Here is a 20306-nt window from a genome sequence, read left to right as displayed (position 1 = left end):
CTTTAGCCGAAACTATTTGAACTGGGACTGGGACTGCGACTTTGCCTTCTTCGTTTCAAAATAGATCCCCGCCACAAGCAACAGCAGCATTCCTATAAAGCTGAATAATGCTATCCTGCTTCCTGTTTTTACTACCTGTGGCTCAAATTTGAATTCTATAGTGTGCTTTCCGGCAGGGACATTCATGGCACGCAACACATAATCGGCCCTGAAATGCGGCGCTGCCTTGCCATCAATATAGGCATTCCACCCGTCAGCATAATAGGTTTCAGAGAATACGGCCAGGCCTTCATTGGCATTATTACTAGTATACTTTAAATAATTCGGCTTGTGTGTTACCAGCTTTATGGTGGCAGTACTGTCCGCCTGATAGGTCGTTTTTTTAACGGCATCTTTGAACTGCACCGTATTGATAACCGCGACTTTTTTGGAGTCGATCTCTTTTAGCGACTGTATCTCTTTATCGGCCGTATCAACAGGCTTTACGCTGCTTACAAACCACGCAGGTCCATTGGCAAACGTATTGGTAACCGGAATATCTTCGCCTTCCTGCGATTGCAGCAATATGTACTTTACATTCAGCATATCAAGCACAGGAACCGGCTTAGTTATAGACATTGTTTTCTGGTCGATAGAACCCATCAGGTTAGCGATACCCGGCTCTACAATATAATTGAACAGCTGTTCGAACCTGCGAGGCCTTACCGCGCTGTATCCCCCTACTGCGTTGTGGAAGTTGGATGTACGGCCCTGCAACCTTCCCTGGAAATCATACACCCTGTAGTAAGTAGTATCCTGTAGTATGAATTCGTCTGCGGGTGTTGCCTCAAACGGCCTGTCAACCTTGCTGGCAGATACAAAATTTTCATTGTTCACGTAATTCCTGTCGATAAAGAACAGGTCGCCCACCACTAATAATCCAACTACTATTATAGTCACAGTACCCGAAAGCTTATTTTTGATAAAAGCCCATAATGTTGCGGCTGCCAAAAGTATAAGTATAAACGAACGGATGAGGTCGGAAGAATACATGTCCTTCCGCTGCTGTTGCAATGCATCTACAAAGGCCTGGCCCATTTCGCCATACATCTCCTTATATTTCATATCGTTCAGGCCGACAAAACTGAAGCTGCCCTTGAATACGAATAGCAATACAAGAATGCCCAGCACCACCGCGCCCGACATCCAAAGTGATTTCCATTGCTGCTCTTTGTCGGATTTAAAAAACGACTGCAGCCCCATGAATGCCAGTAAAGGCATACACAGCTCGAGTATTACCTGGATGGATGATACTGCCCTGAACTTGTCGTAAAGCGGCACATAATTTATAAAGAAGTCGGTAAGCGCCGGGAAGTTCTTGCCCCATGACAAAAACAGCGACAGCAATGTGCCTGCCAAAAAAGCATATTTAATTTTCCTCTTATCATTGAATAAGGCCAACACGGCAAGAAAAAATATTATCGCACCTATATAAGCCGGGGCTTCAACAATAGGCTGGTCACCCCAGTAGGTCGGGACATTTGCAGCGAATTGGTCTGCTTCGGCAGGAGACGCGCCCTGTTCCAGTACAAAATTGTACATATGGGAATCCTTGCCTACGTTCTCGCCATTGCCACCGCCAAAAAGCCGCGGGGCTATTAGGTCGAAGCTCTCCGCAATGCCATAGCTGTATTCTGTAATATAGTCGTGGTCCATAGACGACTCCGTGGTATTTTTAGTGCCGTCAGGGTTCAGGGTCAGTTCGCTTTTACCCCTGATACTCGCATCGGCATATTCAGAAGTTGCCATCAGGTTGGTAGCATTTACGCCAATTGCCAGGAGGCCAGCTATGGCAAACACACCGGCAGAAATTGCTATGTGCCTGTATTCTTTTATTTTGATTGCATGCACGGGGTAGTACATATAAATTACGAGTAGCAACAATAACAGGTAATAGGTCATCTGGAAGTGGTTGGCATTGATCTCCAGGGCGGCAGCAACCATCGTCAGTAATCCCCCCGCTATATATCGTTGCCTGAATACCATAAGCACTCCCGCTACAACCAACGGCATATAGGCAATGGCGTGCGCCTTGGCATTGTGCCCTACACCCAATATTATGACCAGATAGGTGGAAAGCCCGAATGCCAATGCCCCGAAAAATGCCTTGAGCGGATCTATTTTCAGCGTGCACAGCAGCACATAGAAGCTTGCGAAATACAAGAACATATAATCTGCCGGACGTGGAAGGAAGCGTATTGCCGCATCCAGCTGTTTGATATAATTATGCGGATAGTTGGCACCCATCTGGTAGGTGGGCATACCGCCAAAAGCCGAGTTTGTCCAATAAGGCTCCTGCCCTGTTTCCTTACGGAAATCGTTCTGTTCCTTGGCCATCCCGGTGTACTGCGCAATATCCGACTGGTAGATTTTTTTGCCCTGCAGCACAGGATAAAAGTAGATAAGGGAAACAAATACAAATCCTATAATTGCCAGGAAATGCGGGTAGAGCTTATTGATATTCTTCATAAAGTGTATTTGTAAAAAACGCCGTGAAGATACTTATTTTCCCGAAAACTGCTGTCATTGTGGCGTAATTAATGCTGTATGCTCTTTCGGTCAAACTTATTAACAAAGAAATAAAAAACCCCTCACTATGAGGGGCTGTATCATTCAAGTTCTTCAAAGTCTATGTATTCGCCAACTTTTTTCTTTTCCCTTGGCCTTGCTGAGGTATTGGTAAACTCCTGCTGCCGGGGCTGTTGTACATTTTGCTGCTGCTCGTAAAACGACTGTTCTGCTTTTTTTACTACCTGCTGGATAATCACCGGTGCAAATAGCTTCAGCAGATACTTAAGCGTGTAGTATACCAATATCAATATAATGATTGTTTTCAAAAATCCTGTAAAAGATGCCGTAACCATGTATCTTAAAATTTTATCAAAATTAATTAATCTGTTCCTTAAAATTAAATCGCGGCTCTTAAAATAATAATAAATATACTACTTTTGGATTACCATAACTAACTACGTCCAATAAACGCGCCAAACATGACTACTACAAGAAAATTATTTTCCCTCGTTTTAGCACTGAGTTCTGCGATTGCATCAGCACAATATACCGATGAGATCAACACCAACAGGCCCGGCCAGTCGATGTCAGCCTTTGCTGTGGGGCAGAGTGTCATGCAGTTCGAAACCGGGATTTACGGCATCACGGAAAAGCATGATGTACTTAATTATAAGGCTCGTGGCGCGGGGCTCGACTTTACCTTACGTTATGGCGCTTTTATGGAAGAGCTGGAACTGATCGTCAATACACAATACCAGTTCGACCAGTATACCAATGCGTTAGAGACCTATACCCGCAATAACTTCAGGCAAATGGTGATTGGCGGGAAATATATGTTCTATGACCCTGATAAAAATTATGCCCCGAAACAGAATCTTTACAGCTGGAAGGCCAACCGCAAATTCCGCTGGCGCAGCCTGATACCGGCGCTCGCAGGCTATGTAGGCGTGAATATAATGGGCAAGAACAATCCGTACACATTTCCCAACGACGGAATAAGCCCTAAAGCAATGCTTATAACGCACAATCATTTCGGCAAATGGGTGTGGGTAAACAACTTTATAGCTGACAAAGTTACCACCGACTATCCTAGCTATGGCTTTATTACGACACTGACAAGAGGTTTTAATGCCACATGGTCAGGTTTTGCAGAATTCCAGGGGTACAAAAGCGATTATTATGCCGATGGGATCGTACGGGTTGGGGCGGCGCACCTGTTGAACGAAAGTATGCAGCTTGATGCGTCTGTCAGCACGAACTTTAAGAACACGCCTTCGATATTGTATGGCGGCATTGGCTTTTCCTGGCGATTTGATGCGGACTATAAAGATGTGCTCATGCCTGGCAAAGGCGACCGCGAAGATGAGCTGAAAAAAGAAAAAGAGAAGAAAAAAGCGGAGAAGGAAAAACGCAAAAAGGACAAGAATAAAAGAATCGATGAAGTTGCCCCTGTAGAAGGAAATTAAGCGCTATGATAACCATTAAAGAAGCTAAGACAAAAAAGGAGCTCAAAGACTTTGTTACATTTTCTTTTGGCCTGTACAAAGACAACCCGTACTGGATACCGCCATTGATAAGCGAGGAACTCGAGAGTTTTGATAAAGAAAAGAACCCGGCTTTCCAACATGCCGATGCCCATTTCTACCTTGCCTACCGCGACAATAAGATTGTTGGAAAGATAGCGGCCATCATCAACTGGGAAGAAGTGAACAACCAGCAAAAAAAGAAGGTACGCTTCGGCTGGTTCGATGTTATTGATGATATTGAAGTAACTAAAGCCCTCCTGGAAAAAGTATATGAATATGGAAGGGAGAACCACATGGAGTATGCCGAAGGCCCGCTCGGGTTTTCCAATCTAGATAAGGTAGGCGTGCTTACCGAAGGCTTTGACCAGATGGGCACCATGATTACCTGGTACAATTACCCTTATTATAAAGAGCATCTTGAAAAGCTTGGCTTCGTGATGGAAAAAGAATACCGCGAGAGCATCTTTTCATTTAACAACGTAGACCCGGCTCCGTTCCTGAAAGCCAGCGAGCTGATCAAAAAGCGCTATGGCCTTAAGGCTATAAATTTCAGGTCGACCAAAGAGGTTATGCCCTATGTAGATAAAATGTTCGACCTTTTTAACGAAACCTATGAAAAGCTTTCATCATTTGTAGCAGTGACCGATGTACAGAAGGAATATTTCAAAAAGAAATATGTCGGCCTTATTAATCCTGACTATATAAAATTCATTGAAGATGCCAACGGCAAGTTAGTAGCATTTACAATTGTAATGCCTTCCTTCTCTGAAGCCATGAAAAAAGCCAACGGGAAACTTTTCCCTTTCGGTTTCATCCACTTGCTTAAGGCAAAAAAGAACAGCAAGGACGTGGTTTTCTACCTGATAGGCATCCTGCCGGAATACCAGAATAAAGGTGTTACGGCCATTATATTCGACGAGTATTATAAAGTCTTTAAAAAGAACAATATCCGCAACTGTATCCGCACCCCGGAGCTGGAGGATAATTATGCCATGCACAACCTCTGGAAGAACTTTGATCCTGTTGTAAATAAGAGAAGGAGGACCTATCGTAAAGATTTATAACAAAAACGCCCCGGAATACGGGGCGTTTTTATTGCTATTATAAAGTTTATTCAGCATCTACATCCACTGTAGTCGCGGCAGCTATCTGTTTGTAAGTACCGTTCTCGAGCTTTTCGCGGATGGCTTCATAAGCAGCCAGTGTCTGGTTGATATCTTCCATAGTATGTGTTGCGGTAGGGATCATCCTTAAAAGTATAATACCTTTCGGGATAACAGGGTACACCACTATAGAAAGGAATATGCTGTAATTCTCCCTGAGATCGTTTACCATCACCATGGCTTCCGGTATGCTTCCTTCAAGGTACACAGGCGTAACGCAGGTATTGGTATCTCCTATGTTGAAGCCTCTTTCCTTAAGGCCATTCTGCAATGCATCTACATTTTCCCAAAGTTTTGCTTTCAGTTCCGGCATAGTGCGCAGCATATCAAGGCGTTTCAGTGCACCTTTTACGAGCAACATCGGTAATGACTTGGCGAACATCTGTGAACGAAGGTTGTATTTCAGGAAGTCGATCACATCTTTATCGGCAGCCACAAAAGCGCCTATACTTGCCATGGATTTTGCGAATGTAGAAAAATATACATCGATACCGTCTTGGCAGCCCTGCTCCTCGCCCGCCCCGGCACCTGTATTACCTAATGTGCCAAAACCGTGCGCGTCATCTACTAACAGCCTGAAGTTATATTTTTCTTTAAGTGCAACGATTTCTTTTAGTTTACCCTGCTGTCCGCGCATACCGAAAACACCTTCGGTTATAACAAGGATACCGCCGCCTGTGGTCTCGGCCATATTGGTAGCGCGCTCCAGGTTTTTTTCGAGGCTTTCCACATCATTATGCTTGTAGGTAAAGCGCTTGCCCATGTGTAGGCGCACACCATCTATAATACACGCGTGTGAGTCAACGTCATAAACAATAACATCGTTCTTAGAAACAAGGGCATCAATGGTAGATACCATGCCCTGGTAACCGAAATTCAAAAGATAAGCCGATTCTTTTTGTACAAAGGATGCCAGTTCCCGTTCCAGCTGCTCGTGGAACGTAGTGTGCCCGCTCATCATCCTCGCCCCCATCGGGTAGGCCGAACCATATTCAGCTGCAGCCTCTGCGTCCACTTTTCTAACTTCCGGGTGGTTGGCAAGGCCAAGGTAATCATTGATGCTCCAGTTTAGGACTTCCTTACCATGGAACATCATCCTGCTTGACAACGGGCCTTCCAGCTTAGGGAAAACATAATAGCCTTCAGCCTGTGAAGCCCACTTCCCTAAAGGGCCTTTATTTTTTTGTATCCTTTCAAAAAGATCTTTTACCATAATTCAAGTATTGTGTGCTTTAAAAAACGCACCAAAAGTAATTATTAAATCTGTTTTGTCATAATAATTTTGAAACATTACGGCAATAAATCGTTGTGTTTTTGCACGCATGGCTTCGCACGCAATTTTCTGTCACATAATGGAAGTTCAATCAATATATCTGTTAAAATTTAAGAAATACTTAACTAATAAAAATATTTTTATAGTTTTACGGCATTAATAACCAAAAACACCAATTAAAATGGACGCACAAAAGGTAGACATGTTCCTAATGACGAACGGCAAATTTTTTCAGAGCCAACACCTTAACTACATCCGCGAAAGGCTTCTTGCGGCTGACGATTCAAAATGGGCAATGATACAATCTATTGAGTATAAAGACCCTACAACAATCATCATCGTTTCGCTTCTTGCAGGAGGTTTTGGTATCGACCGTTTCCTTATCGGAGATACAGGCCTTGGAGTAGGTAAATTGCTAACATGCGGCGGTATGGGTATATGGTCTATCGTAGACTGGTTCCTTATCATGGATGCCACCCGCCAGAAAAACATGGAGAAGCTACAGCCATTCCTATAGTAAAATGACAAGAAACAGGTTATACCTGCTGACCGGTTTTATAATTGCAGGCGGATACGGCTGGCTGGCCTATGCATGGAAACATGCGCAGCACAGCAGCTTTACGCCCTGCCTGTTTAAAAACGCAACAGGTGTAGCCTGCCCTTCTTGTGGCACTACCCGATCTGTAATGGCAGTTGCCAAAGGACACATTACTGAAGCCATCCTAATAAACCCGATAGGCTTGTTCATGGCTTTATTAATGATAGCGCTCCCCTTGTGGCTGGTTTATGACGTCATTACAAAAAAAGATACTTTATACAAAGGTTACCTGAAATTTGAAAATATTGTTAGGATAAAATGGGTCGCCATACTTCTGGCTATCCTTATAATTTTAAACTGGGCATGGAATATACAGAAGGGACTATAAAGCACGAAGAAATAATATACCCGCAGGAATACGAAAAGGCTGCCAACGCCTACCTTATGACGGTAGTAGCCATAATAGCAGGCCTTCCGCTACCTATTATTAATGTTCTCGCCTCGTTTGGGTATTATCTTGCCAACAGGAGGACTATATATTTCATCAGGTGGCACTGCATACAGTCGATACTGGCACAGTTGGTCATGCTGCCATTTAACAGCTTTCTTTTCTGGTGGACGGTGTCGATCATCTTTAAAAACGATTCCATAGACCTCCGCGACATTGAAAGGCATACCTACTATGAGCACCACGCGACAGTAATTGATATTTTTTCTTCTGCAACGATATACTACTGGATCTACCTATCGTTGGTGCTGTTCTTTAATCTTGTGGAATTTTTCAGCGTGATCTATACCGCAACCCAGGTGAAGAAAGGTTATAACGTACGCTGGTTCCTTATTGCCAATATTACCGATGCCCTGTGCGCAAAGGAAAACCGCGACCCTTATAAATTGTAAGCGGAATGAAGCTGGTTTTCGCATCCAATAACAAGAACAAAATACTCGAGATAAAGCACCAGCTTCCGCGGGACATTGAGCTGCTCAGCCTGGAGGATATTGGCTGTTTTGAAGATATCCCCGAAACTGCCGATACAATTGAAGGGAATGCAATCCTGAAAGCCGACTATGTTACCCAAAACTACGGCTATGACTGCTTTGCCGACGATACCGGCCTTGAAGTCGATGTGCTGAACGGTGCACCCGGCGTATATTCGGCGCGGTATGCAGGCGAACAGAAGGATGCCAACGATAATATGCACCGGCTGTTATTGGAACTTGGCAACAATCCTAACCGTAATGCCAATTTTAAAACCGTTATTGCGCTGAACCTAAACAGCCAGCAGCATTTATTCACCGGAATAGTGAACGGCCACATCACTTATGAAAAGGCAGGTGAAGGCGGCTTTGGCTACGACCCTATTTTCATCCCCGAAGGGCTCGACAAAACTTTTGCACAAATATCGCTGGACGAAAAAGCACAGATGAGCCATCGCGGACGGGCCGTGGCGCAGTTGATTGCGTTTTTGAAAGGCTAAATCCTGAAAATGGAACGCGGATGACGCGGATAGGGCGGATTTTCACGGATTTTTGCTACAAATTCCACTAATTTTTTCGCAGAATGAACATCTGCTTCGGAATGTCTCTGACTTTGCGGAACTTTTTCGTTTGTAAGAATGACACGCCCACCTGTGCCGTCCGAGTGAAGTTGCGTGAGGGACAGAAGCGGCATCCCCGTAGCTTGCGGAGGGATATAGCGGATGGCCCGGCGCTGTAGCCTGCCTGCCGGCAGAGGCAGGCCTGCGGAAGCGGCACGCCCAAAATTTATATTCAGCTCCCTGTAAGATTACACTTAAATTAGCGTAAAGATTGTTCGTCAAGAATACACAATTTTGACGTTCATGTCAGCACATAACGCCTGTTATCAATTTTACAGATTCTTAACATTCTGATTTTCAATTTATTTAATTAGAATAAAACTGCAAACCGTATTAGATTATGTCGCTAATATACAGTACCTTTGCACCAATTTTAAAAATATACATGAATAAATTTGAACAATTAGGATTGAATGAATCGCTTCTGAAGGCGATAAACGATCTAGGATTTGAGAATCCGTCAGAAGTACAGGAGAAAGCGATTCCCCTCTTATTGGAAAAAGATACAGATATTGTAGCGCTTGCGCAAACGGGGACAGGGAAAACAGCGGCATTCGGTTTTCCGCTTATCCAAAAAATAAACCCTGAAAACAGGAACACACAGGCACTTATACTCTCACCTACACGTGAGCTTTGCCTCCAGATCACCAACGAAATCAAGCTTTACTCCAAGTACATTAAAGGCATCAATACCGTTGCCGTTTACGGTGGGGCGAGCATTACAGAACAGGCCAGGGAAATTAAGCGCGGCGCGCAGATCATCGTTGCTACTCCGGGAAGGATGCAGGACATGATCAACCGCGGGCTGGTAAACATCTCTAAAATCGATTTCTGTATCCTTGATGAGGCCGATGAGATGCTGAACATGGGCTTTTACGATGATATCGTAAACATCCTTTCTACATCGCCGGACGACAAGAGCACATGGCTTTTCTCGGCTACCATGCCGCAGGAAGTTGCCAGGATCGCAAAAGAATTCATGCGCAAGCCGCTTGAGATTACCGTAGGCCACAAGAACTCAGGTTCGTCTACCGTATCGCACGAGTTTTACCTTGTAAATGCACGCGACCGTTATGAGGCGCTTAAGCGTTTAGCTGATGCCAACCCCGACATTTTCTCGGTAGTTTTCTGCCGTACCAAAAGGGACACGCAGGCTGTCGCTGAAAAGCTTATCGAGGATGGATACAACGCAGCAGCGCTGCACGGCGACCTTTCCCAGGCGCAGCGCGACAGCGTAATGAAATCGTTCCGTAACAGGCAGATACAAATGCTTGTGGCTACCGACGTTGCCGCAAGGGGTATCGACGTTGACAGCATAACGCACGTGGTGAACTACCAGCTTCCTGACGAGATAGAGACTTACAACCACCGTAGCGGGCGTACAGGCCGTGCCGGAAAACTGGGTACCTCTATCGTAATCATCACTAAAAGTGAGCTACGCAAAATATCTGCTATTGAGCGCATTATCAAACAAAAGTTTGAGGAGAAAACAATACCTTCGGGAATGGAAATCTGTGAGATACAGCTTTTCCACCTTGCCAATAAAATTAAAGATGTAGAGGTTGACCACGAGATCGATTCCTACCTTCCTGCCATATATGAAGTGATGAAAGACCTTACCAAAGAGGAGCTTATCAAGAAAATGGTATCGGTAGAGTTCAACAGGTTCATCAGCTACTACAAAAAGAACAGGGACCTTTCTGCGCAAAAAGCAGGTTCGGACAGAAGGGAAAGTTTCGAGTCGAACAGCGGCGGAAGCGGAAGCGGCGCAACACGCTACTTCGTGAACATCGGGTCTAGGGATAACTTCGACTGGATGAGCCTTAAAGATTTCCTTCGCGATACGCTTGGGCTTGGCCGTGACGATGTGTTTAAAGTAGATGTAAAAGAAGGTTTCTCATTCTTTAATACGGATGCCGAACACTCGCAGCTTGTGCTTGACACACTGAACAGCATGCACCTTGAGGGCCGCAGGATCAATGTTGAAGTTTCCAAGAATGACGGACGCGATAACGGCGGACGCAGGGACCACAACGGAAGAAGCGGCGGTGGCAGCTTTGGACGCAGTGGCGGCGGCGACAGGAGTACCGACCGCGGCGCCAGGAATGAGCGCAGGGGCGAATCTTTTGGCGGTGGCAGGAGTGGCGCAAGGAACCAGAGTTCTTCGGGACGCCCGCCAAGAAGGAGCGATTCTCTATCCCCTTCAAGGAAGCCAAGAAGGAGCTAAAAGAAAATATTTAGCTTAAATATATACTAACTACAAAATATCCCGTTTGTTTATTACTTTTACGACATATAAGCAGCCGATGAGATATTTTGTAGTTTTTTTATTTTCATTTTTTACCCTTGCCTCTTTTTCGCAGGACCGCCCAAAGGCCGAAACAGTGTCGGGTACCATTATAACCGACATTACCCTGCAGCCCATACCAGGAGTGAATATCATCAATATCAACAGGGTTAAAGGCGTAACGACCGATGTGAAAGGTAATTTTACCATTGAGGCGGCTGTAAATGATACGCTGCATATCTCCTATATCGGTTTCCAGTCCATTAAAGTCAGGGTAACCAATGACTGGATAAAATTCAAGAACGTTACCAAAATACCACTGACCGAGCGCGCTTATACGCTTGAGGAAGTTGTTATTGACAAATACCATCTCACAGGCTATCTCCAGATCGACTCTAAGCTGGCTCCTGTAAAAGAGAATTACCGTTACAGCATTACCGGACTCCCTTACGGATACGAAGGCGGCGAACACTCCCCTAATGCCTTCCGTAGGGTTTTGAGCAGTATGCTGAACCCCGCCGACCTGCTAAACAACATTTTCGGGAAGAAACCCAACGAAATGCGAAGGCTCCGGGAAATGAAAAAGGACGACACCGTGCGCAATGCCCTTGCCACGAAGTTTGACCGCGAAACACTGGCCGCACTGTTAGGCATTACTAAAGATGATATTGCCGATGTACTCGAGCATTGCAACTACTCCCAGGAATTCATCGCCACCGCCAATGACCTACAGATCATGGATGCCATTAGTGGGTGCTATGAGGAATATAAGGTACTGCATAGGAATTAGGTTTTAGTTTGCATTTTATGGAACGCGGATGACGCGGATTTTCTTATGGTGCGTGTCATTTCGACCGTAGCCTGCGGAGTGGAGAAATCTCAAAATTCATAAATGAGAGCAAGTAAAATTTCTTATATTCCTACTACTTATCTCCTATTTCAAATAATCAAAATGTTGGGTCGTTGGATTGTGGTTCCAAAGGTCGGAGCCATATATTATTGGTGGAAATTACGTGGCTGATTAAAACAGGTGGTTTTACTCAAAGGAATTAAAAATCAATTCTGTAGATTTGCTTTAACAATTAATCTATGGAACAAGAAACTAAATTTAAAGAAATTAGAAATTGGGATAGAGTTACAATTTCTCTACTTATATTTTCTATTGTTTTAATAATATTTTCATTTTTTACTCCATATCTCTTTACTAGATATACTAGTAATTCAAATTTTGATTTTACAAAGACAGGAGCAATTGGTGACACCTTAGGGGGGATAATGAATCCTTTCATAGCTTTAGTTGGAATACTTATTATTTTTTTGGCATTTTATATGCAAATAAAGGCTAATCAAATTCAAAGGAAAATTTTTAATGATACACTAAATAGGGAAAAAGAAAAAGAAATTGATAATGAGAAAAAAGAGAATTTAGCAAGATTAAAAATAATTAAAGCATTATTATACTCGCTATTAGAGTTTTATAAATCTAGTGGCAAAAGTTTACAAGTTTTTATCGCAAAGGAAAAAGATAATCCACTATCTGGCAATATGTATTCTTCACCGACATCTTCTGCTTATCAAAATTTTTTAAAACTTGATTTACTCGAAAGCTATAAAGCATTAGTTTTTTATTTTAAAGATAAAAATATTAGCTGGGAAGAAGATTTCATAAAAGTTCTGGATTATTTACATTTTTATGATGAATTGCTAAAAGGACTTAAACTATATTATGAAAAGCAGCTTAAAGACAAAATTGATCTAATACATTCTGAAGGTGAAAAACTAAACTCCATAGTTAACACTATGATTGTCACACCTGTTGTAAAAGATTTTGAGGTACTTAGGAGCTATTTTGAAATTGTAAGGCGAGAAAATTCTCGAGAAACAGATATTTTAAAACTTCGTGAGGACTTTATTAAGCCAGCGATCCTTAAATTATTAGAATATAAAAATGGTTATGATGAATACATTTATATAAATCTTTTAAATTCACTTTCTTTGATTAGTAAAAAATTAGGTAACGAAATATTTCAATCAGAGAGTTATGTAGAAAATCTAGAAGATGTTTATAACAAGAATTTTAAGGTTAATGATTCGAAGTTATTAAAGATTGAAATGCTTATAAATTCAATTAAAATATAAGCCTGTCCTTTTATCAATCTGATCCGCGTTCCAAATTCTCCAAATACCTCGCCTTCACAAAGTCAATATCCTTAATTGTTTTCTCGGCCCAGTCGATGCGCTTTGCCAGGATATCGCCTTCGCTAAGCTGCCATTGAATATCCGACTGCCGCAGCCTTTGCGAAAGGTTTTGGATAATAATAGCCGCTGATGACGATATGTTGAGGCTTTCGGTAAAGCCAACCATGGGAATCTTCAGGAAGCCGTCGGCCTGCCTTAATACCTCCTCGCTCAGTCCCAGCCGTTCCGTACCGAAGAACAAGGCAGCCTTTTGAGCGATGTCGAAATCCTCCATCATACAGGAATCCTCGTGGGGCGATGTAGCAATAATCCGGTAACCATCGGCTTTTAGCTTTGCGATACAGGCATTCACCGAGTTGTAACGGTGCACATCCACCCACTTTTGCGCACCCATAGCAATTTCCTTGTCGATAGTCTTGCCATACTTCTCCTCTACCACATTCAGGTCCTGTATGCCGAATATCTCGCAGGTGCGCATCACAGCGCTGGTGTTGTGCAACTGGAAAATATCTTCTACAGCCACGGTAAAATGCCGCGACCGTTGCGAAAGCACCTTCAGGAATTTAGCGCTCCGCTCCGGGGTTATAAAGTTTTCGAGGTAATTGAGATAGGCGGTATCGGCCGTATTTTTCATAAGGTGTGCAGTTGTTAAAAAAATCTTCCTATATTTAGGCTACCAAATACAAACCATGACACAGGAAGAATTACTCGAACAAATCTACAAAAAAGATGGCAGGGCGTTTACGCTCCTTTATGACATGTATTCCAAAAGCCTGTACGGCATTATCTTCAACATACTGAAAGACAAGGAAGAAAGCGAAGACGTACTGCAGGAAGTTTTTGTAAAAATCTGGAAAAACATCGATTCTTATAATACCACCAAGGGCAGGTTCTTTACCTGGATACTCAACATTGCGCGCAATTCGTCTATCGACAAGCTGCGTTCCAAGAGCCATAATAACAGCCTTAAAAACCTCTCTGCCGACAATTTCGTACATATCCTTGACCATAACAGCAGCGTGATCAACAAAATAGACGCTATCGGGATAAGGGAATTCATCCAGAAGCTGAAACCGAAATGCATCCGCCTGATCGATCTGCTTTTCTTTAAAGGCTATACGCAGCAGGAAGCCTCGGAAGAGCTTGAAATACCCATCGGAACAGTGAAAACGCAAAACCGCAGCTGCATCAAGGAATTACGAACCATACTACAAGTACAATGAACACGAGAGAATACATAGATTCAGGAATATTAGAACTTTACGTGTTCGGGCGGCTTTCCGATGAGGAGAACGACGAGGTGCACCAAATGGCCGAAAGCAGCCAGGAAGTGCGGGACGAGATTATCTCCATTGAAAAAGCGGTCATTAACCTGTCGTATAGCGTTGCGCCTTACCTGTCTGCGGAGAATTACGAAAAGATCCGCCAGCAGCTTATCGAGAAACACTCAGGCGTGGTAGAAATGAAGCCGAAGCGCGGTATGTCGCCCTGGCTCGGGTGGGCAGCAGCTGTCATTCTTATGTTCGGCTTAGGATACCAGTACTACCAATATAATGAGGTGACCAAAGAAGTGCAGGCCGTAACCAAAGAGCGCGGCAAGTTTGAACAGATGGTGGCCAGCCTGCAGGTGAAAAATAATGAGAGTGAGAAAGCACTTTCGGTTATAAGGGATAAGTTCAGCAAGGTCGTAACGCTCGAAGGCCAGGCCGCAGCGCCGGAAGCTTACGCCAAGGTGTATGTGAACCCCAATAAGAAAGAGATTTACGTAGATATAGCCGGGCTCCCGGCAGCTCCCGAAGGCAAGGTATACCAGGTTTGGGCTTTAAAGCTCGACCCGCTTACCCCTACCAGCATCGGCGTGCTTGACAACGCTTCGAAAACCAATGGCATACTTCAGGTAGAGAACTTCGATGAGGCAGATGCTTTCGGTATCACACTTGAGCCGGCGGGTGGAAGCGCATCGCCGACTATGGAGCAGCTGTATACTTTAGGGAAGGTGTAATTTTGTCCAAGCAAAGATTTTTTAATTCGCTATAGCTTAATTTCACGCAAAGGCGCAAAGACGCAAAGTTGAGAATGCGGATCATTGCTCCTTTGCGGCTTAAGATCTATACAGGAATTTTGCGGCATGAGTCTTAGCGGCTTTGCGCCTTTACGTGAAAAAATAAACTTTGTGAGAAACTAACCAATAATGAAAAAGAAACTTGTAATACTCTCCGGTGCCGGTGTGAGCGCCGAGAGTGGCATTAATACCTTTCGCGATGCCGGCGGGCTGTGGGAAGGCCATGACGTTATGGAAGTAGCTTCTCCGGAAGGCTTCCGTAAAAACCCTGCGCTCGTGCTCGATTTTTACAACCAACGCCGAAGGCAGCTTTTTGAAGTGCAGCCCAATAAAGCGCACAGCATTATCGCAGAACTGGAAGAGGATTTTGATGTTACCGTAATAACCCAAAATGTAGATGACCTTCACGAACGCGCCGGGAGCACCAATGTACTGCACCTCCACGGCGAACTGCTGAAAGCTCGCAGCATTAACAGTTATGACGCTTTTGAATGGAAAGAGGACATCAACCTGGGCGACCTGCATACCGATGGTCACCAATTACGCCCGCATATCGTGTGGTTTGGCGAGGCTGTCCCTGCCATTTCCGAAGCTATTGAAATTGTTGAAGAAGCAGATTTTGTAGTTGTTGTTGGTACTTCACTACAGGTATATCCTGCCGCAGGATTAATGGATTATGCAAAACCCAATGTGCCGATTTTTTATGTTGACCCGAATCCCGCTACAATACCGTATATGACAAATCCGGTGGAAGTTATTGCTAAAGTGGGCAGTGAGGGTATGGAGATTGTGAGGGAAAAGCTGGTTAACCGAATATAATATGAGCAAGGACACGGCCGCTATTTTAAAAATGAACCATGTCTCTAATAAATGGGAACTGGATAAGGATCACATATTTGCCTATCGTTATTTTGATGGTTTTACGCACAGGCTGCTCTCCATTCAGCTATATGTCAATATCTTGTATCAATACTCTCTTCATATAGATTTTTTCCGTCCAAAAAATTCCGGTGCACCTGTGTTTTACCTTGAAGGGACATTACCTGCAGCAATTCAGCAGCAATTTGAAAAAATTACCAAAATCAAAAATTTCGGGTTAAAAGAAATTTATGATGATGATACAATAAGTATGACAGGAATTTCTGGTGAACAATATTTCTTTAATTTTAATGATACAACATTATATACTTCTATATCAGGGTTGGTAACTAATCAGCTTGAATACTTCACAACTATGCCTGAAACAATCTTTTATAGTTTTCACCAAGCTATAAAAAGCTGGACAAAAGAAGTTTTCGAAAATCTGGCCCAATTACATGGTATCGACTTAAGTTAATTTTTTGGGCGTGCCGGCTTCGTTCCTCCGCCGTCGGGCCATCCGCTATATCCCGCCAGAAAAAGGCGGGGATGCCGCTCCTGTCCCTCACGCGCGTTCCAAATCATATCTTCATTTAAAAACATAAAAGTGAATTTCAAGGTTGTTATCGTTTAAACAATTCTGACACTGTATAGATTTGGCTACAACGACAATAGATTCGGCTACAACTGTTTTTTGATTGCTGCGGAACTTTGCAGTAACAAAAAAACAGTAATATGAAAATCATTGTAACAGGCTCACTGGGCCACATCGGGAAACCACTCACACAGGAATTAGTGCAAAAAGGACATGACGTAACGGTTATCAGCAGCAACCCTGAAAAACAGGCAGAAATTGAAGCGTTGGGTGCTACTGCGGCTATCGGTTCGCTGGAAGATACCGCTTTCCTTACTGAAACATTTACAGGCGCAGATGCCGTGTACAGCATGGTACCGCCAAACAATTACTTTAACCATGATTTTGACCTGATCGCTTATTACATCAGGCTGGGCAACAATTATGCGCAGGCTATTAAAGATTCGGGTGTAAAGCGGTTGGTAAATCTCAGTACCATTGGGGCGCATTTGGAAAAAGGTTCGGGAATACTAGTTGGCGCACACAATGTTGCAAAAATCCTTGACCAGTTGCCTGAGGAAGTTTCTATCACCCACATGCGGCCTACGTCGTTTTATTACAACCTGTACGGTTATACCGACATGATAAAAAACGCGGGCGTAATTGCCGCCAACTATGGCGCAGACGACCTTATCCCGTGGGTATCCCCTATTGATATTGCCGCGGCTGTTGCCGAAGAGCTTACAACACCATTTACCGGAAGGAAGATACGTTATGTTGGCAGTGAGGAACTTACCGGGAATGAAGTTGCGAAAATATTAGGTGAAGCTATCGGGAAGCCGGACCTTAAATGGATATTGATTTCTGATGAGGAAGCGCTTAACGGACTGACCTCTATCGGGATGAACCCGAAGATTGCAGCCGGGCTGGTTGAAATGTACGGAGCATTGCACACCGGATTGCTTTCGGAAGATTATTTCCGCAACAGGCCGGTTATGGGTAAAGTTAAAATGACCGACTTTGCAAAAGAATTTGCTTTGGCATTTAAACAGAATTAATTATATTAGAGCATGGCAGCCACATCACCACAGCGTTTCAGGACAATAAGCGAATACCACCAGTTCAGGGAGCTGCCAAAGCCGCAGCACCCGCTTATCAGCCTTGTCAATGTAGAGGCTATCCGTCTTAAGGAAACCGAGCCTAAAGCAATCATGAATGATTTTTACACTATTGCCCTGAAAACGATTATCAGTGGTAAAATGAGGTATGGCCAGCAGGAATACGATTTTGATGAAGGCACCATGTTCTTTATTTCGCCCGGTCAGGTCTATTCTATCGATGCGGGGGGGGTCCTCAGGCATTCGGGATGGGTATTGCTCATCCATCCCGATTTCCTTTGGAATACGCCTTTATCCAAAGCTATAAAGCACTATGATTTTTTTGGCTATTCGGTAAATGAGGCCCTGTTCCTTTCTGATAAGGAAAAAGTAATCATTACCAATATCGCAGAAAATATCGACAGGGAATACAATTCGAATATCGACCGTTTTAGCCAGAATATCATCATCGCCCAACTGGAGCTGCTGTTGGGCTATGCCGACCGGTTCTACCACCGCCAGTTCCTGACCAGGAAAATATCCAACCATAAAATACTGGACAAACTGGAAAGCCTTCTGACGGCTTATTTCAACAGCGATGCGCTTTCGATCAATGGGCTTCCAACAGTGCAATATATTGCTGACAGCCTGAATGTTTCACCCAATTACTTAAGTGGATTATTGAAGGTGTTGACAGGCCAGAGCACGCAGCAGCACATCCATGACAAACTGATTGAAAAAGCTAAAGAAAAGCTATCTACCACTACCCTTTCCGTCAGTGAAATTGCTTATGAATTAGGCTTTGAGCATTCGCAGTCGTTTAGTAAATTGTTCAGGACAAAGACAAATTTGTCTCCTTTAGAGTTTAGGCAGGCGTTTAATTAAATCGCAATAATTTTTAGTTTAATACTGCCGGCAGTAAATATTCCCCCACTATCCTATCTGCCTGCGGATGGCCGTAAGGTTTATTATACGCTTTCGACGTTATGATAACGACAAGCGGCAGGTCTTTAAAGATGATAAATTCATTGCCACCATTACCTGCACAATAGAATACTTCGTGGTTCTTGCCTTTGTAGCTATACGTTTTGTTCCAGAACAGGTAGCCGTAGAACTGATTGTCCCTTCCGGGAATCTGTATCTGCATTGTAAGAGTCTTTTGTACCCAGTCGGAAGAAAGTAATTGCTTCGCGTTCCAAATTCCATTGTTCTTATACAGTTGGGCGTATTTTGCATAATCCAGGGAACGCATTTGCAGGCTGCCTGCCGTATTTACCACATGCTGCGGTGTGTACTGCCATTGGTATTTAGTTATGCCGAGCGGTTTAAAAAGCTTTTCATCAGCATATTTTTCCAGTCCGCCGGGAATTGTTTTGTTTAAAATATCGCCAAGCACCACTACACCGGCCGTAAAATAATCCCACTGGCCGCCATTAGTTTTAGCGGGGTCCATCGGAAGGTCAAGCGTGAATTTTACCCAATTATCCGTCGGGTACATATTTTCTTCATTTCCGGGCGAATCATTATTGGAGTCGGAACCTGCAAAAGCAGAACTCATCATGAGCAGGTCAGCTACTTTTACGCTGTCTTTCCTTGCTTCATAGTTGGCAAACTGCTTTAGGTCATAGAACGTGTCAAGCGTTTGCTTTTCATTTTTAATATAGCCGTCAGTAATAGCCAACCCCATTAGTGTTGAGGTAAATGATTTCCCTGCCGACCGCGTGTCGTGCAATGTATTCCTGCCAGCATCATTAAAATACTCTTCCAGCATCAACTTCCCATCGCGGATGACAATGATGCTTGTAATTTCTTTAAGAGTATAGTTGGCAATATCCAAATTAAGCGCTTCAATTTTCTTTTTATCATATGGTAATTCCGAAACTTCCCATCCACTGCCGGGGTTAATGGGTTGTACCGCTATTTCTTTGGCAGTGATCTTTGACGTTTTAATAATCAGCTCTACTCCGCCCTGCGCGATCAGTTCTCCGGTTGTAATAGTATTATTATTATTTATGTAGGGCCGTATTTCTATCCTGAGCCTGTGCATGCCATCGCTCAGGGCGTTTTCGCCGCCATTTGCCTTAAACCTGTCCCACATATACATAGCCCACCAGTCTTCCCCTTTGGTGCTGGTAAACGGCACCCTGAATGTTGTGGAAGTATTCTTATTTCCACCCGACCCGAAATTGCAGCCGTGATGAATGTTTTCTTTATAGATAAACGTGTCATCAACATAAAAAGAAAATTGCAGGTTGCCTTTTTTCATAAGTTCTTCGGCAGGCAGCGCGGGAGCAAGCCGGTGCAGGTAATTGGCAACCGAATTATCCATAAAAACCCTGATATTCAGGTCGGATTTTTGTGAGAGTGCGTAGGATTTCAGGAAGTCGGATTTTTTGTATTTGTCCAAAGGGATATTGCCTTCCATAAAAGTGACCTTACCAATGTTGAACCTGTGCAGCTCATTGATAATACCTTCCGTTACATACAGGTCTTTGATTTGCGCACTGGCAATAATCGAAAATAAGCCGGTTAAAAGCAGCAACATTCGCTTCATGATTACTAGTTAAAGGATTTACTGCAA

The 20306-nt window shown here is 43.7% G+C and carries 20 protein-coding genes; 15 read left to right on the top strand and 5 right to left on the bottom strand.

The features are described from left to right. Positions 1–12: 12 nt before the first annotated feature. Together HYN59_RS12615 and HYN59_RS12610 are read right to left on the bottom strand one after the other, a co-directional pair. Positions 13–2508, bottom strand: coding sequence for a YfhO family protein (locus tag HYN59_RS12615; protein ID WP_108778598.1), 2496 nt, complete (start codon positions 2506–2508; stop codon positions 13–15). Positions 2509–2648: 140 nt separating this feature from the next. Next, on the bottom strand, positions 2649–2903 hold the full coding sequence (locus HYN59_RS12610) for a DUF4834 domain-containing protein (RefSeq protein ID WP_108778597.1): 255 nt from the start codon (positions 2901–2903) through the stop codon (positions 2649–2651). A gap of 126 nt (positions 2904–3029) precedes the next feature. Here HYN59_RS12610 and HYN59_RS12605 point away from each other — a divergent pair, with 126 nt between their 5' ends. Together HYN59_RS12605 and HYN59_RS12600 are read left to right on the top strand one after the other, a co-directional pair. Next, positions 3030–4016: a transporter gene (locus HYN59_RS12605; RefSeq protein WP_108778596.1), complete on the top strand. Its 987-nt coding sequence runs from the start codon at positions 3030–3032 to the stop codon at positions 4014–4016. 5 nt (positions 4017–4021) lie between these two features. Further along, on the top strand, positions 4022–5140 hold the full coding sequence (locus tag HYN59_RS12600; RefSeq protein WP_108778595.1) for a GTP cyclohydrolase: 1119 nt from the start codon (positions 4022–4024) through the stop codon (positions 5138–5140). A gap of 46 nt (positions 5141–5186) precedes the next feature. Here HYN59_RS12600 and capB read toward each other — a convergent pair whose 3' ends face one another. Beyond that, a complete protein-coding gene (capB, locus tag HYN59_RS12595) occupies positions 5187–6452 on the bottom strand; it encodes a cysteate-C-fatty acyltransferase (RefSeq protein ID WP_108778594.1) in 1266 nt (421 codons plus the stop codon). A 241-nt stretch (positions 6453–6693) separates the two neighbouring features. On the opposite strand from capB, the gene HYN59_RS12590 reads away from it, so the two are divergent. The 7 genes from HYN59_RS12590 to HYN59_RS12560 all read left to right on the top strand — a co-directional run bounded on the left by HYN59_RS12590 (position 6694) and on the right by HYN59_RS12560 (position 13074). After that, the gene (locus tag HYN59_RS12590; RefSeq protein WP_108778593.1) at positions 6694–7029 is read left to right on the top strand and encodes a TM2 domain-containing protein; all 336 of its coding nucleotides are present in this window, start codon (positions 6694–6696) and stop codon (positions 7027–7029) included. 4 nt (positions 7030–7033) lie between these two features. Then, positions 7034–7438: a DUF2752 domain-containing protein gene (locus HYN59_RS12585; RefSeq protein ID WP_181369433.1), complete on the top strand. Its 405-nt coding sequence runs from the start codon at positions 7034–7036 to the stop codon at positions 7436–7438. Further along, on the top strand, positions 7414–7950 hold the full coding sequence (locus tag HYN59_RS12580; RefSeq protein ID WP_108778591.1) for a hypothetical protein: 537 nt from the start codon (positions 7414–7416) through the stop codon (positions 7948–7950). Before HYN59_RS12585 ends, HYN59_RS12580 begins: the two co-directional genes overlap by 25 nt. A 5-nt stretch (positions 7951–7955) precedes the next feature. Beyond that, positions 7956–8528 (top strand): non-canonical purine NTP diphosphatase, encoded by a 573-nt coding sequence (locus tag HYN59_RS12575; protein ID WP_108778590.1) that lies wholly within the window; start codon positions 7956–7958, stop codon positions 8526–8528. 505 nt (positions 8529–9033) lie between these two features. Continuing rightward, positions 9034–10875, top strand: coding sequence for a DEAD/DEAH box helicase (locus tag HYN59_RS12570; RefSeq protein ID WP_108778589.1), 1842 nt, complete (start codon positions 9034–9036; stop codon positions 10873–10875). Between the two features lie 79 nt (positions 10876–10954). After that, on the top strand, positions 10955–11725 hold the full coding sequence (locus HYN59_RS12565; RefSeq protein ID WP_108778588.1) for a carboxypeptidase-like regulatory domain-containing protein: 771 nt from the start codon (positions 10955–10957) through the stop codon (positions 11723–11725). Positions 11726–12024: 299 nt separating this feature from the next. Beyond that, positions 12025–13074: a hypothetical protein gene (locus HYN59_RS12560; RefSeq protein ID WP_108778587.1), complete on the top strand. Its 1050-nt coding sequence runs from the start codon at positions 12025–12027 to the stop codon at positions 13072–13074. A 13-nt stretch (positions 13075–13087) separates the two neighbouring features. Here HYN59_RS12560 and HYN59_RS12555 read toward each other — a convergent pair whose 3' ends face one another. Further along, complete coding sequence (locus HYN59_RS12555; RefSeq protein WP_108778586.1) at positions 13088–13768, bottom strand: TrmH family RNA methyltransferase; 681 nt, start codon at positions 13766–13768, stop codon at positions 13088–13090. Between the two features lie 55 nt (positions 13769–13823). Between HYN59_RS12555 and HYN59_RS12550 the strand changes: the two genes are divergently transcribed. The 6 genes from HYN59_RS12550 (at position 13824) to HYN59_RS12525 (ending at position 18610) form a co-directional block, all read left to right on the top strand. Next, positions 13824–14357, top strand: coding sequence for an RNA polymerase sigma factor (locus HYN59_RS12550; RefSeq protein ID WP_108778585.1), 534 nt, complete (start codon positions 13824–13826; stop codon positions 14355–14357). Beyond that, complete coding sequence (locus HYN59_RS12545; protein ID WP_108778584.1) at positions 14354–15136, top strand: anti-sigma factor; 783 nt, start codon at positions 14354–14356, stop codon at positions 15134–15136. The genes HYN59_RS12550 and HYN59_RS12545 overlap by 4 nt, the downstream gene beginning before the upstream one ends. Before the next feature lie 189 nt (positions 15137–15325). Further along, complete coding sequence (locus tag HYN59_RS12540) at positions 15326–16015, top strand: SIR2 family NAD-dependent protein deacylase (protein WP_108778583.1); 690 nt, start codon at positions 15326–15328, stop codon at positions 16013–16015. A gap of 1 nt (position 16016) precedes the next feature. After that, on the top strand, positions 16017–16532 hold the full coding sequence (locus HYN59_RS12535) for a hypothetical protein (protein ID WP_108778582.1): 516 nt from the start codon (positions 16017–16019) through the stop codon (positions 16530–16532). Between the two features lie 257 nt (positions 16533–16789). Further along, positions 16790–17686 (top strand): NmrA family NAD(P)-binding protein, encoded by an 897-nt coding sequence (locus HYN59_RS12530; RefSeq protein WP_108778581.1) that lies wholly within the window; start codon positions 16790–16792, stop codon positions 17684–17686. Between the two features lie 12 nt (positions 17687–17698). Then, complete coding sequence (locus tag HYN59_RS12525; protein ID WP_108778580.1) at positions 17699–18610, top strand: helix-turn-helix domain-containing protein; 912 nt, start codon at positions 17699–17701, stop codon at positions 18608–18610. A gap of 13 nt (positions 18611–18623) precedes the next feature. Here the strand turns inward: HYN59_RS12525 and HYN59_RS12520 are convergent, their stop codons facing one another. After that, a complete protein-coding gene (locus HYN59_RS12520) occupies positions 18624–20279 on the bottom strand; it encodes a serine hydrolase domain-containing protein (RefSeq protein WP_108778579.1) in 1656 nt (551 codons plus the stop codon). Between the last annotated feature and the right edge of the window lie 27 nt (positions 20280–20306).

Origin of the sequence: Flavobacterium album (assembly GCF_003096035.1) — a bacterium.
GTDB classification, from domain to species: domain Bacteria; phylum Bacteroidota; class Bacteroidia; order Flavobacteriales; family Flavobacteriaceae; genus Flavobacterium; species Flavobacterium album.
Note: the sequence above shows the minus strand (reverse complement) of the source record. Positions and strands in the feature narration are given on the sequence as shown.

What these genes read in the sequence shown, in the direction of transcription:
- HYN59_RS12535 (WP_108778582.1), top strand. Translation starts at nt 16,017, where the DNA reads ATGAGCAAGGACACGGCCGCTATTTTAAAAATGAACCATGTCTCTAAT.
- HYN59_RS12610 (WP_108778597.1), bottom strand. Translation starts at nt 2,903, where the DNA reads ATGGTTACGGCATCTTTTACAGGATTTTTGAAAACAATCATTATATTG.
- HYN59_RS12545 (WP_108778584.1), top strand. Translation starts at nt 14,354, where the DNA reads ATGAACACGAGAGAATACATAGATTCAGGAATATTAGAACTTTACGTG.
- HYN59_RS12560 (WP_108778587.1), top strand. Translation starts at nt 12,025, where the DNA reads ATGGAACAAGAAACTAAATTTAAAGAAATTAGAAATTGGGATAGAGTT.
- HYN59_RS12580 (WP_108778591.1), top strand. Translation starts at nt 7,414, where the DNA reads ATGGAATATACAGAAGGGACTATAAAGCACGAAGAAATAATATACCCG.
- HYN59_RS12570 (WP_108778589.1), top strand. Translation starts at nt 9,034, where the DNA reads ATGAATAAATTTGAACAATTAGGATTGAATGAATCGCTTCTGAAGGCG.
- HYN59_RS12615 (WP_108778598.1), bottom strand. Translation starts at nt 2,508, where the DNA reads ATGAAGAATATCAATAAGCTCTACCCGCATTTCCTGGCAATTATAGGA.
- HYN59_RS12585 (WP_181369433.1), top strand. Translation starts at nt 7,034, where the DNA reads ATGACAAGAAACAGGTTATACCTGCTGACCGGTTTTATAATTGCAGGC.
- HYN59_RS12565 (WP_108778588.1), top strand. Translation starts at nt 10,955, where the DNA reads ATGAGATATTTTGTAGTTTTTTTATTTTCATTTTTTACCCTTGCCTCT.
- HYN59_RS12550 (WP_108778585.1), top strand. Translation starts at nt 13,824, where the DNA reads ATGACACAGGAAGAATTACTCGAACAAATCTACAAAAAAGATGGCAGG.
- HYN59_RS12530 (WP_108778581.1), top strand. Translation starts at nt 16,790, where the DNA reads ATGAAAATCATTGTAACAGGCTCACTGGGCCACATCGGGAAACCACTC.
- HYN59_RS12605 (WP_108778596.1), top strand. Translation starts at nt 3,030, where the DNA reads ATGACTACTACAAGAAAATTATTTTCCCTCGTTTTAGCACTGAGTTCT.
- HYN59_RS12520 (WP_108778579.1), bottom strand. Translation starts at nt 20,279, where the DNA reads ATGAAGCGAATGTTGCTGCTTTTAACCGGCTTATTTTCGATTATTGCC.
- HYN59_RS12590 (WP_108778593.1), top strand. Translation starts at nt 6,694, where the DNA reads ATGGACGCACAAAAGGTAGACATGTTCCTAATGACGAACGGCAAATTT.
- HYN59_RS12555 (WP_108778586.1), bottom strand. Translation starts at nt 13,768, where the DNA reads ATGAAAAATACGGCCGATACCGCCTATCTCAATTACCTCGAAAACTTT.
- HYN59_RS12575 (WP_108778590.1), top strand. Translation starts at nt 7,956, where the DNA reads ATGAAGCTGGTTTTCGCATCCAATAACAAGAACAAAATACTCGAGATA.
- HYN59_RS12540 (WP_108778583.1), top strand. Translation starts at nt 15,326, where the DNA reads ATGAAAAAGAAACTTGTAATACTCTCCGGTGCCGGTGTGAGCGCCGAG.
- capB (WP_108778594.1), bottom strand. Translation starts at nt 6,452, where the DNA reads ATGGTAAAAGATCTTTTTGAAAGGATACAAAAAAATAAAGGCCCTTTA.
- HYN59_RS12600 (WP_108778595.1), top strand. Translation starts at nt 4,022, where the DNA reads ATGATAACCATTAAAGAAGCTAAGACAAAAAAGGAGCTCAAAGACTTT.
- HYN59_RS12525 (WP_108778580.1), top strand. Translation starts at nt 17,699, where the DNA reads ATGGCAGCCACATCACCACAGCGTTTCAGGACAATAAGCGAATACCAC.